Raw genomic sequence first — 12,722 nt, forward strand, 5'->3', positions numbered from 1 at the left:
CATGACCACCACGTCACCCGCCCCGATCGAACTGGTCGAGGTCGCCCCACGCGACGGCTTCCAGTCGATCGCCGATCCGCTGCCGACAGAGCGCAAGATCGAGGTCATCCAGGCGCTGCTCGACGCCGGCATCCGACGCATGGAGATCGGCTCCTTCGTCAGCCCCCGGGCGATTCCGCAGATGGCGGACACCGGCGAGCTGATCCGCGCCTTCGCCCATCGCCGCGATGTGAGATTCTCCGCGCTTGTTCCCAACCTCAAGGGAGCCGAGCTTGCGCTTGAACACGATGTCAGCGAGCTGGTCTACGTGGTCTCGGTGTCCGAGGCGCACAACCGCAACAATGTGCGCCAGTCGGTGGATGAATCGTTGGAGGCCTTCGCCCGTGTGGTCGAGGCGGTGCGCGCCAAGGGCAACACCGCCCTGCGCCTGGACCTTGGCACCAGCTTCGACTGCCCCTTCGACGGCAGGGTCGACTGGCGCCGGGTCGATGAGGTGCTCACTAAGGCGCTCGCCATCACCGGCGAGTTGCCGGTGGAAGTCGCCCTGTGCGACACCACCGGTCGCGCCACGCCCTTCCAGGTGGCGGACCACTTCACCGAGCTGACCGAGCGCCACCGATCCCCCGCCCTGTCCTGGGCGTTCCACGGCCATGACACCTTCGGCATGGGCGTGGCCAACGCCCTGTTCGCGGCCCGCCACGGTGCCGCCGCACTCGACGCCGCCTGCGCAGGACTCGGCGGTTGTCCCTTCGCTCCGGGGGCCACCGGCAACACCGCCAGCGAAGACCTGGTCTACGCCCTGCAGGGGGGCGGGATGGCAGGTGACATCGATCTTGGCGCGCTGCTGCACGCGGCCGACTTGATCGCGGCACTGCCCGGCGGCAAGACCGAAAGCCACCTGCGGCGGGTTCCACGTGAGGGCCTGGCCGGGGCAGACGCGGGGGCATGAACCAGCAGACGGCGCCCTCTCCAGCTCCCTCTTCACCGCCCTCTCCGCCTCCCCAGGTCGGTATCGCGCTGCTGGCAACGACCCTGGTGCTGGCCTTCTCGTCGCTGGTGGCGCTGTTTCCCTCGGCGATCGCGCCGACCCTGGCGGACTCGCTGGGGGTTTCCACCGCCACCGTAGGTATCCAGGTCAGCCTGATCTTCGGTGGCGCCATGCTGACCTCGCTGGTCGGCGGGCCTCTGACCCGACGCTATGGCCCCTGTCGAGTCAGCCAGCTGGCGCTGGGGCTGCTTGGCGGCGGCGCGGCGCTGCTGACCCTGCCGTCGCTGGCCACCTTCGCCCTGGCCTCGCTGATCGCCGGGCTCGGCTATGGCCTGACCAACCCCTCCGCGTCGCTTTTGCTGTTTCGGGTTACTCCGCGTCACCGCCAGGGCCTGGTGTTCTCGCTCAAGCAGACCGGGGTGCCCTTCGGTGGCGTGCTGGCGGGCCTTGTCGCCCCCGCCCTGGCGCTGGCCATCGGCTGGCAGGCGGCTCTGGGCTGCCTGTTCCTGGTCGCCGTCATCGGTATTCTGCTATTGCAGGTTCAGCGCCATCACTGGGACCGCGAGCGCGACCCTCGCACTCCTTGGCTGACCACCCCCCTGGCCGGGCTCCAGGTCGTCTGGCAGCGCCCGGCGCTGCGCTATCTGGCCCTCTTGAGTCTCTGCTTTTCTGCCATCCAGCTATCGGTCTCGGCCTTCACCGTGGCGCTGCTGGTCGAGGATCTGGGCGTCGGCCTGGTCGTCGCCGGCGCCACCATGTCCGCGGTCCAGGTCTTCGGCATCATCGGCCGAGTGCTGTGGGGCCTTGTCGGCGATATCCTCGACGATCGCCTGATCACCCTGATGGGGCTGGCCTGCCTGAGCGCCGGTAGCGGCCTGGCCATCGCCACCATGGACGCCGACTGGCCGCGCTGGGCAATGGTCGCGGTGCTGTGCCTCATGAGCCTGTCGGCGCTTGGCTGGAACGGCGTGTTCATGGCCGAGATCACCCGTCTGGCCCCCGCCGAACGGGTGGCCGACGCCGCCGGTGGCTGCCTGGTGCTGACCTACAGCGGGGTGCTTGTCGGGCTACCCCTGCTGGGTGCGCTACATGGGCTGTTCGGCAGCTATACCGCCCTGTTCGGGCTGTTGGCGGGGCTTGCCCTGGTGGGCCTTGGCTTTCTGCTGAAGGCGCGACGGGCCATCGCCGCTCCCGGCTGACCGTCGACGCGGTGTGACCAGCGTTCGGCGGCCAAGGGTCGTTGAAGCGGCTGGCTCAAGCGGCTGGCTCAAGTGGCTGACGGGGCCTAGATAAAACGCCAGCGCTTGAGCACCACCAGCTCCACCGCCACCAGCACCACCATGAAGGTGCAGAACAGGGCGAAGGACATGGGATTGTCGACGCCAGGCATGCCGCCGATATTCACGCCCAGCAGGCCAGTCAGAAAGCTGATCGGCAGGAAGATGCCGGAGATGATCGACAGCAGGTAGGTGTTGCGGTTGACCTTTTCGGTGTGCTGATGGGTCTGGTACTGCTGAACCATGCCTACGTGCTCAAGATAGAAGTCCACCGACTCGTTGATTCGCTGGATGGTGTCGCGGGCATTGGCCAGATCGAATCGATCATCGGCAAGCAGCGGTGGCAGGCTGTCGATCATCGCTTCAATGGCGTAGCGCTGGGGCTTGAGGAAGCGACGCAGCTTGATCAACCGCTTGTTCAGCGACATCAGGACGGCGTTGTCGGCCTCAGGCTCTTCTTCCTGGGCGGCGATGGTGGCGTCGAAGGGCTCGACGAAATCCTCGATGCGCTCGTGGAGCTTCTCGATGATATCCACCACCACTGCTCCCAGATCGTCAGGCCCCTTGCCCTGCTCGAGCTCACGGCGTATGTCGGCGATAGCCCGGGAAGGCAGCTTGCGGGTGGAAATCAGCACCCCATCGTAATAGAGGATGCGGATACTGAGCATGTCGTCGGGCTGCTCGCCCTGGTTGAGGTTGACCCCACGCAGAATCAACAGGAAGTTGCCGTCGCCGAGGGTCTCGAAGCGCGGCCGGGTGTCCTCGGCCAGCACGCCGTCGATGGCGGATTCGGGGATTCCTGCCAGCTCGAGGCGCTCGCAGGTAGCATCGGCATCCCGCTGAAAGTGGTACCAGGCGCCTGCCTGAAGCGGACCTGGCGCTGGCTCGGGCAACTGGCGGACTTCCTGGCCAAACGACCAGGCGTCGATGAAAAAAGGCGCGGTCATGCAGGCTCCATCAGGTGTTCGTCAGGCGGGCCGCGCCCGCCGCTTACAAGGTCGAGAAATCAAGCTCGGACAGCGGCGCCGGCTGTCCGTACAAAAAGCCCTGGTAGCGGTGGCAACCGTGTCGATGAAGCCAGTCCCGCTGCTCCGCTGACTCCACTCCCTCGGCGATCACATCAAGCCCCAGGCTGCGCGCCAGGGCAATGGTGCTTGCCACGATGGCGGAGCTGGTGGCGTTGTCGAGCACGTCGCGAACGAAGGACTGGTCGATCTTCAGCTCGTCCAGCGGCAGACGCTTCAAATAGGCCAGCGACGAGTAGCCGGTGCCGAAGTCGTCCAGCGCGAAGGTCACGCCCAGTGCCTTGAGCCGCGTCATGGTGCGCTCGACCCCGTCGCGATCCGCCACGAACAGCGACTCGGTCACCTCAAGCTTGAGACGCCGGGCCGGCGCCCCGGTGCGCGCGAGGATATCACTGACCCGGGCAACGAAGCCGGGATCCTGAAACTGCCTGGGACTGACGTTGACCGACACGGTCCTGGTGGTGTCATCACCCTGCTGCACCCAATCCACCAGCGTCAGGCAGGCCTGCTCGATGACCCAGAGACCGAGTTCATGGATCAGTGGGCGCTCCTCGGCCAGCGGAATGAACTCGGACGGCGGAACGAGGCCCCTGTCGGGGTGTCGCCAGCGGATCAGCGCCTCGACCCCGGTGACACAATCAAGCTGATCGACCTGTTTCTGGTAGACGAGATACAGCTCAGAGCGCGCCAGCGCGCCAAGCAGGTCTTCGTATAGCTGAGCACGCTGCTGCATCCGTCGCTGCATCCCCGGGTCGAAGAAGCAGACGTCGCTGGCGGTCTGACTCTTGGCCTGGAACAAGGCCATGTCGGCCTGCTGCAACAACCGTTCGCGAGAGACCTCGTCGCGAAACGGACTGATACCGACGCGCGCATTCGGCGACACCGGACGTCCTTCGATCCAGACCGGCATATCCAGCGTGTTCAGCAGCTTGCGAGCAACGGTATCGGCCACGCGCACCGCGGTCTCGAGTTCCACGCCCACGCCTTCGAGGACCACCACGAACTCATCGGCGCTGAGACGTGCCAGAGTATCCTCCTCGCGCAATACCGACTCGAAGCGACGGGCGGCTTCTCTGAGCAGCTCGTCACCGCCGTGGTGGCCGAGGGTATCGTTGACCTGCTTGAAGTTATCGAAATCAATGAGCAGCAGTGCGCCGTAACAGCCATCCCGCTGACAACGTTCCAGTTTTTCGCCGAGTCGATCGAGCAGCAGGCGTCGATTGGCCAGGCCCGTCAGCGGGTCGAAGAAGGCAAGCTGATGAATTTCTTCCTCCGCCGCCTTGCGCTCGGTGATGTCGCTGAGCGTCGCCACGTAGTTGCGCAGCTGGCCCCGCTCGTCACGCACCGCGCTGATGGTCAGCCATTGAGGATAGATGTCTCCGCTCTTGCGACGATTCCAGATCTCGCCCTGCCAGGCACCGGTATCGCCGATCCGCTGCCATAGCTGTCGATAGAAGTGTTCGTCATGTCGCCCCGAGCGCAGGATGTCTGGGCGACTCCCCTGGACCTCGTCTTCGCGATAGCCGGTGATGTCGGTAAAGGTCCGATTGACCTTGAGAATGCGGCCATCGACATCGGTGATCATCATGCCCAGGTGGGTCTCGAAGGCTACCGCGGCAATGCTCATGTTGGCCTGATGCAACCGCTCCAGGGTGACATCACGCACTACCAGCAGGACACCGTCATGCTCCCCATCACCGCTGAGCAGCGGACTGATCAATGCACTGAAGTCACGGGGGCCGCCACCTACGGTCAGAGAATAATCAAACCGACGTACTTCACCGCTGGCCGCCACCTCGGCCAGCGCCTCGTCCAGACGTCTGGCGATGTCCGGCGGCAGAAAGGCGCGGTAGTGGCTGCCGACCAGGACCTCCGGCGGTGCCAGCAGCAAGGCTTCGTCTCCGGCATGGACAAAGGAGAAGTGGCCACCGCGATCCAGCACCAGTACCAGGTCCTGCATGGAACCGATCAACGCCTTCAAGCGAGCTTCACGGCGGTGGGCGGCCTGTTCGGCGCGCTGCCGTTCGACCACCTCCCCCTGCAACGCCAGCTGGGCACGCCCCTGCGCCAGCACGTGACGCAGCAACCATAATCCGAGCAGGGCCAGCAACGCCCCCAGCACTACCAGTGGCCACAGGCGCTGGCTCCAGCCCGACAGCAACGCCTCGTGACTGTAGCCCAGCACCAGCCACAGAGGCAGTTCGGCCACTCGCCTCGCCACGAACAACCGCTCCTGACCATCCAGCGGGGATTGCTGACGAAAGTGAAGCGTATCCGGCGCGTCCGCGGTCAGCGATCGACTTCCCGCCTGCGACACCAATTCTCCCGGCGCCAGCCCAGCCGCAGGCACGCGGACCACCAGCCGTGCCTCGCTGTCGACCAGGGCGATGCTTTCTCCCTGCATCAGGCCGAACCCCTTGATCGCTTCCGCCAGGGGCCGAGGGTCGATCGATGCCATGGCAACATGCATCTGAGTGGTCTCTGCCGTGCTCCGTTGCACCAGAGTCATGCGATATTCGCCGGCAGACGGCGAATAGTGCAGAGACGAAACCAGGGTCTCTCCCCTCCTCAATCCGGCCAACTGTCGAAGAAACGCATCCTGGGGTAACCAACCCTCGAAAAAGCGAGCTTCTGCGCTTGTCGGGTCCGAGAGGATCGCCAGGTCTTCTACCAGGGGAAGGGACCTGGTTCGCTCCCTGAGCAAGGGTGCCATCGGCGGTCCATTGCCGGCAGGATTGATCATTTCATCGAGAGCCAGTAGCCCGGCAAGCGCGTGAGTCGCGACGTCAAAAGGCTCGGCCACCAGCGCCTCGACCACCTCCGCTCGCGCGTCGAGACGTTGCTCCACACGCTCCACCTCGGCCAGATACTGGCCCCTGAGGGTCCACACGATGCTGGCGACCAGCAGCATCAAGGCGGTCACATAGAGCGCAATGGCACGACGACGCCCCGAGTCGGACGCATTCGTCACAAAGGGGGATGGATCAACTGACACGGACACGTCGTCGTTTCGCCTCTAGAGCATTCATGTGGAAGGTGCGCATCCAGATTCCGTCGACTGTCTTGGGCATGGACGAGTGATCATAGCCAACCCTGCACTACTTGCGCAGTACTTGCGCACCACTCGCGCATTAAACCGCCTAGTTTCTTGATCACACCAAGCTGACCATGGTCCGTCATTCCCCCAGAAAACCTCCGACCTGGCGGCGCCACAGGGAAGCATAGAGGCCATCCCGGGCCAGCAAAGATTCGTGCTCACCCATCTCGACGATGCGCCCCTTGTCGATGATTACCAGTCGATCGAGCATGGCGATGGTCGACAGGCGATGGGCGATGGCGATGACGGTCTTGCCCTCCATCAGGGTATAGAGATGCTGCTGAATTGCCGCTTCCACCTCGGAGTCCAGCGCCGAGGTGGCCTCGTCGAGCACCAGGATCGGCGCATCCTTGAGCAACACCCGAGCGATGGCGATCCGCTGGCGCTGCCCCCCGGACAGGGTCACACCGCGCTCTCCCACCTGGGCATCCAGGCCCCGACGCCCATGAGGATCGACCAGATCCTCGATAAACTCGTGAACATGCGCCTGACGCACCGCCTGCCACAACCTTTCTTCGCTGCAGTCTCGACAACCGTAGGTCAGATTCTCGCGCAGCGATCGATGCAGCAGGGACGTATCCTGGGTCACCATACCGATCTGTCGACGCAGCGATGCCTGGGTGACCTCGGCGATATTCTGACCATCGATCGTTATCTGCCCGGCCTGCAGATCATGAAAGCGCATCAGCAGCGACGCCAGGGTCGACTTGCCGGCGCCGGAGCGGCCGATGATGCCCACCTTTTCGCCCGGGGAAATGTTCAGATCGAAACCGTCGAACACCCTGGGGCCCACCTGGCTTCCCCGGGCGTAGCCAAAGACCACGTCCTCGAAACGAATCTCGCCGTGCTGGACCCGCAGCGCAGGGGCCGCTGGTCGATCCTGCACTTCGGGGATACGCGACAGGGTGTTGATACCGTCCTGAACGGTGCCGACATTCTCGAACAGGCCAGCGACTTCCCACAGGATCCAGTCGGACATGGAGCGCACCCGCATGACCAGACCGATCGCCACCGCCGTTTCACCAAGGGACACCCAGCGGTGATACCAGGCCAGTACGACCAGTCCCGCCATACCCACCAGCAGCAGGGTATTGAGGGTCGCCAACGACACCGATAGCCAGGTGGCCAGGCGCATCTGCCGATGTACCGTTCCCATGAAGCCATCCATGGCTTCCCGGGCGTAGGCCCGCTCCGCCCCGGCATCGGCAAACAGCTTGATCGTCTGGATATTGCTGTAGCTGTCCACGACCCGCCCGGTCATCACTGCCCGCGCGTCCGCCTGGGCCATGGACACTCGGCGCAGCCGGGGGATAAAAACCCTCATCAATGCCAGGTAGCCCGCAAGCCATAGCACCAGAGGAGCCATCAACCAGGGCTCGGCGGCCCCCAGCACCACCAGCGCGCCGGTGAAATACACCAGCACATAGACCAGCATGTCGAGCACCTTGGTGACGGTCTCGCGCATGGCCAGCGCGGTCTGCATCACCTTCTGCGAGACGCGCCCGGCAAACTCGTCATGAAAGAACGACAGGCTCTGCTCGAGCATCAGCCGATGGGAGAGCCAGCGCCCGAGCATGGGGTAGTTGCCGAAGATTCCCTGGTGGGTGATCAACGACAGCAAAAACACCAGAAGTGGCAGTCCTGCCAGCACCGCCGCTCCCAGGCCGATCAAGCTGGTCAGGTGGGTGTCGACAAAGCCCTCACGGTCGGCTTCGGCCAGCCAGTCCACCAGTTCGCCCATGGCGGTGAAGAACACCACCTCGGCGATGGAGACCAGCGCCGTGACCACCGCCATGGCCGCCAACAGCCCGGTGAAGGGACGCGAGTAGTGGAGCACGAAGGGCCACAACCGGTCCGCGGGTACCGACTCGGGCTGGTCGGGATAGGGATCCACCAGCCTCTCGAAAAAACGCAGCATGTTCCGCTCTCGTATCGCATGACGCCAGCCGCTCATCATACCCTTGTGCCGTTCATGCGGCGTGTCCTGTCAAGGTCGGTGCACCAGTGCCATGTCATGGTCGGTCAGGCGCATCGCGCCTCGATCGGTGACCCTCACCGTATTGCTTAGACCGATGCCGAAACCTCCCGGCAAGCGCAGACACAGCGGCAGGTGGAAGACCATGTTGCGGGCAAGCGGCGTGGTCTGCCCGGCGGCGAGAAAACCAGTGCCTTCCACCCAGCTCGGCGGAAACTGGGCACCGACCGCGTAGCCGTAAACCCCCGAATGGAAGAAGCGTTCGCGGTGTGGCGCCAGGATAGCATCGGCGAGCCGGGCGACGTCTTCGAAAGGTGTGCCCGGCGTCATGGCCTCGCACATGCGGGCCTCCATCTCGACACACAGGTCGGCGGCGAGGCGCATCTCGTCGCTGATCGGCCCGACCACCACCGTGCGCATGGTCGGCGCGGTGTAGCGCTGCCAGACGGCGCCAAACTCGAGGAACACCGCATCGCCCGAAGCGATGCCCCGGCGCTTGTGGTTGACGTGGATGATGCCACTGCGCGACCCGCTGGTGACGATCGGGGCCAGGCTGAAAAATTCGCTGCCGGCCTCGAGCATCACCTGGGCACCGACGGCGGCCACCTGGTTGTCGGTGACACCGGGCTCGACCACCTCGATGGCACGCGCAAGCCCAAGCGATGTCATCTTGGCGCTGCGCGTCAGGCAATCGAGTTCGGCGTCGCTCTTGACCAGTCTCAGGCTCGCCATCAGGCCACCGGCACGATCATGGAAGCGATCGCCACCGAGTCGCCCCTGCAGATGACGCATCAGGCCAAACCGTAGACCGCTACTGCTGCCATCGATGCCGATGTCGTGACTGTCCGCCAAGGCGTCAGCCAACGGATCGATCACCTCATCGAGGGCTTCCCAGCGATAGCCGACCACTTCATCGACCCTCGCCGTCACCACGGCGGGCCCGGTCTCGATGGACGCCACCTGCAGCAGCGTGTGCGAAGGGGTGACCACCAGGGCCGCGTGCACGGAGACTTCGAAGGTGTGATAGCCACACAGATAGAAGATGTCCGCCGCCTGGCACAGAAGCAGAGCGTCCATCCCCTGTCGCTGCATGGCATCGCGAGCGCGCGCCAGCCGGCGATCGAACTCCTCGGCGGCAAACGGCAGTTCGCTTCCGGCGTGCTCTACCGCCAGGGCCTGGCGGTACTGATGGTGATCCATTGGCCGTCTCCTTGATCGATTCACCACAGTGTAGACAGTCAAGCCGGTTCGTCTTCCAGGCGATCCCGGGCAAGCCGAGGGGAAATAAGACTTCTCGCCGAGGGGCGGACTCTCGTAGAATTCCAGACTCGTGTAGACACGCCACAGGAATACGCAATGGGCAGGGCCTTCCAGAACCGCAAGGAATCCATGGCCAAGACGGCCGCCGCCAAGACCAAGGTCTACAGCAAGTACGGACGCGAGATCTACGTCTGCGCCAAGTCCGGAGGCGTCGATCCGAACGCCAATCTGTCGCTGCGCAGCCTTCTCGACCGCGCCAAGAAGGACCAGGTACCGGGTCATGTCATCGATCGGGCGCTGGAGAAGGCGTCGGGCGTCGGCGGCGAGGACTACTCGCTGGCACGCTATGAGGGCTTCGGTCCCGGCAACGCCATGGTGATCGTCGAATGTCTGACCGACAATCCCAACCGGACCTTCGGCGACGTTCGTGCCTGCTTCACCAAGACCAAGAGCAAGATCGGCACACCGGGCAGCGTCAGCCACATGTTCGACCATCTGGCGATCCTCGCCTACACCGGCGAGGATGAAGAAGCCGCGCTGGAAGCCTTGATGGAAGCCGACGTGGATGTCACCGACATCGAGAACGAGAACGGCCTGATCACCGTGTTTGCTCCGCCGACCGACTACGCCAAGGCGCGTCAGGCGCTGCGCGAATCCCTCGGCGCCGAGGAGTTCGAGATCGACGAGATCCAGTTCCTGCCCCAGGCCACCACGCCGGTGGAGGGGGATGACCTGGCCATGTTCGAAAAGCTGCTCGACATGCTCAACGACCTCGATGACGTCCAGAACGTTTATCACAGCGCTGAATTACCGTAGCGCAGCGACGCCTTTCGACTGACGAAACTGCTACAGTTAAGTAGCATCGCAGTGCCCGGCAGGGGCTCGTACCCAGGCATGAGCCCTGCCCTGACACTGCTTCCGGGCACGGGATTCGATAGAACTGCGAGGACTCTACCGTTCGTTGGAACGCTTCGACGACTACTTCCACCGAGAGCGAGTTTCCGTGCATGGCCCCATTTTCCCCCCTGACCCAGGCTGCCGCACAACGCCCGGACAACATTCGACACCGCAATCTTCGCAAGCACCTGCTCACCCGCTGGGCCAGTCTGATGGGTGCGGCGGTGCACTTCCTCTTCATTCCACTGTTCTGGGTGCTCGATCACTCGCTGCTGGCACTGATCAACGTGATCAGCGTCGCCATGTGGCTTGGCGCCTATCTCGCCAATCAACATGGCGAGCAGGACCGCGCGGTCTACCTGATCACCACCGAGGCTTACTGCCACGCCATCATCGCCACCGTGATCCTGGGTACCTCCGCCGGCTTTCACTTCTACCTGCTGACACTGTCCTGCTGGGCGGCCGTCACCCACTCGGTCAAGTGGGTCGCGCTGGTGCTCGGCCTGATGGGGATGCTGATCTTCCTGTTCCTGGAGTTCCCGCTGTCCCAGATGTTTCCGCTGGAAAGCGGCCCCGGCTTCCCGCTGATGCTGGCGACCCTGAACCTCTCCTGTGCGCTGTTCACCATGGTCGGCTTCGCCATGCTGGCCCGCCACGTCTACGAGACCCAGGAAGAAACGCTGACCAGCATGGCGACCCGTGATGCCCTCACCGGCCTGCACAACCGTCGTTTTGCCGGCGAATACCTGCGCCAGTTATCAGGCGACAGACAGGATGGCACCAACACGCCCTACAGCCTCGCGCTGATCGATATCGATCATTTCAAGCTGATCAACGACAAGCATGGGCACAAGGTCGGCGACCAGTGCCTGATCCAGATTTCCGATCTGCTGGTGCGCCACTTTCGCCGCTCGGATGTACTCTGCCGCTGGGGCGGCGAGGAATTCCTGCTGATCTTCCCCGGCGCCGACTTGAACGAGATCCTGCCGGTGCTCGAAGGTTTCCAGGAGCGCCTTCGCAGCCTGCCCATCATGCACAACGGCGACGTCATTTCCTTGACCGTCAGCGTCGGCGTGACCAGCCATACGCCCGGCATGCACTATGATCTGCTGATCAATCGCGCCGATCACCTGCTTTACCGAGCCAAGGCCGAAGGTCGGGACCGGATCATCAGCGATGAGTCAGAGGAGCAGGTCCCTCCGCCGCTCTAGCCGGCAAGCGCCAAGCGACCACCCGGACAGCGCCAGGTCATCGCTCCCACGCCAATCTAATGCCGCCCGTCAAAGCCTGCCTTGAGGCAGGACTCAGGTCAGGTGCACCACCTCGAATCGCGCCAGCACCTTGTCATTTTCATCGAGCAGTTCAAGTTCATCGGCCAGTAGACGAAACGCTCTGGTGGCCCCCAGTGCCTCGACCAGCGCGCGCTCCTGGGCCATGACAGGCCCCTGGCAGGCCTTCCTGGTAGTGGCCAGCGGGGCCAGCGACAGCGCATCCCCCTCCCGCTGGTAACTTCCCATCAGGCGGTTGCACCCTCCGGATCCGGCCAGACGGCCCTCCTGGGTGTGCAGCACGATATGCGCAGAACCGTCGACAGCGACTTCTCCGTCGACTTGCACCAGCTTCCAGTAGCGCTCTTCCAGTGGTTCGTGCAGCGGTTCGGGCAGCCGCGCCAGGCGGGCAGCCTCGCCATCTGGCGTACGCGACGCCTGCGACACAAGATCGCCACCCTGCACGACTTGCCACCGCTGCGCCGCCTCCGGGGCGGGCTCGCCCAGCGACAGTTCGCCATCCGTCAACTGCCACTGACCACGGTGGCGGCGGCGAGGTTGCTCGCCGGGTCCCAGATGCGTCTCCTTGAGCAGATATCGCCCCCCGTCATCGAGCGCCAGATCGAGACGTACCGCCTTGCAGTCATCACAGGACAGTTCACCACGAAAGCTCGCAGGAAGTGGCGCCAGGCTGGACGCCTCTGCCTGGAACGACTCGCTCGACCCGGTGCCACTCGACGACGCCCCGGTACAACCGGCCATCAGCAGCAACAGCCAGGCCGTCCCCCACAGACGCGACTGGCGTAGAGTTCCTGGAGTCGGTTTCATGGTGCCCCCTTGGTGTTGAAGAAACGATGCTGGCACACTGCTGTGGCAACATGTGACGCATCTTGGACCGCCATCCTGCCAAGGGTTCTCCGCCTGCGCATGTCGAA

9 protein-coding genes are annotated in these 12,722 nt (G+C 64.1%); 4 read left to right on the forward strand and 5 right to left on the reverse strand.

Annotation, left to right across the window (positions count from 1 at the left end; translation table 11 throughout):
• Nucleotide 1: 1 nt before the first annotated feature.
• Together NFG58_RS17005 and NFG58_RS17010 are read left to right on the forward strand one after the other, a co-directional pair.
• Nucleotides 2–949, forward strand: a complete 948-nt coding sequence (locus NFG58_RS17005) for a hydroxymethylglutaryl-CoA lyase (protein WP_348827028.1) — start codon at nt 2–4, stop codon at nt 947–949.
• A complete protein-coding gene (locus NFG58_RS17010) occupies nt 946–2,187 on the forward strand; it encodes an MFS transporter (protein ID WP_348827029.1) in 1,242 nt (413 codons plus the stop codon). The genes NFG58_RS17005 and NFG58_RS17010 overlap by 4 nt, the downstream gene beginning before the upstream one ends.
• Before the next feature lie 86 nt (nt 2,188–2,273).
• Here NFG58_RS17010 and NFG58_RS17015 read toward each other — a convergent pair whose 3' ends face one another.
• From NFG58_RS17015 to NFG58_RS17030, 4 genes are all read right to left on the reverse strand, one after another.
• Nucleotides 2,274–3,212 (reverse strand): CorA family divalent cation transporter, encoded by a 939-nt coding sequence (locus tag NFG58_RS17015; RefSeq protein WP_348827030.1) that lies wholly within the window; start codon nt 3,210–3,212, stop codon nt 2,274–2,276.
• A 43-nt stretch (nt 3,213–3,255) separates the two neighbouring features.
• A complete protein-coding gene (locus tag NFG58_RS17020; RefSeq protein WP_222570049.1) occupies nt 3,256–6,285 on the reverse strand; it encodes an EAL domain-containing protein in 3,030 nt (1,009 codons plus the stop codon).
• A gap of 181 nt (nt 6,286–6,466) precedes the next feature.
• The gene (locus tag NFG58_RS17025; protein ID WP_108132352.1) at nt 6,467–8,305 is read right to left on the reverse strand and encodes an ABC transporter ATP-binding protein; all 1,839 of its coding nucleotides are present in this window, start codon (nt 8,303–8,305) and stop codon (nt 6,467–6,469) included.
• Nucleotides 8,306–8,374: 69 nt separating this feature from the next.
• Complete coding sequence (locus tag NFG58_RS17030) at nt 8,375–9,562, reverse strand: Xaa-Pro peptidase family protein (RefSeq protein WP_348827031.1); 1,188 nt, start codon at nt 9,560–9,562, stop codon at nt 8,375–8,377.
• A gap of 156 nt (nt 9,563–9,718) precedes the next feature.
• On the opposite strand from NFG58_RS17030, the gene NFG58_RS17035 reads away from it, so the two are divergent.
• Nucleotides 9,719–10,438 carry a YebC/PmpR family DNA-binding transcriptional regulator gene (locus NFG58_RS17035; protein WP_108132350.1) on the forward strand — a complete coding sequence of 240 codons (720 nt, stop codon included), beginning with the start codon at nt 9,719–9,721 and terminating at the stop codon, nt 10,436–10,438.
• A 191-nt stretch (nt 10,439–10,629) separates the two neighbouring features.
• Nucleotides 10,630–11,730 carry a GGDEF domain-containing protein gene (locus tag NFG58_RS17040; RefSeq protein WP_348827032.1) on the forward strand — a complete coding sequence of 367 codons (1,101 nt, stop codon included), beginning with the start codon at nt 10,630–10,632 and terminating at the stop codon, nt 11,728–11,730.
• Nucleotides 11,731–11,823: 93 nt separating this feature from the next.
• On the opposite strand, the gene NFG58_RS17045 is transcribed toward NFG58_RS17040, so the two are convergent.
• Nucleotides 11,824–12,615 (reverse strand): META domain-containing protein, encoded by a 792-nt coding sequence (locus NFG58_RS17045; RefSeq protein WP_348827033.1) that lies wholly within the window; start codon nt 12,613–12,615, stop codon nt 11,824–11,826.
• Between the last annotated feature and the right edge of the window lie 107 nt (nt 12,616–12,722).

It is taken from the genome of Halomonas sp. RT37, from assembly GCF_040070525.1.
Lineage (GTDB): Bacteria > Pseudomonadota > Gammaproteobacteria > Pseudomonadales > Halomonadaceae > Halomonas > Halomonas litopenaei.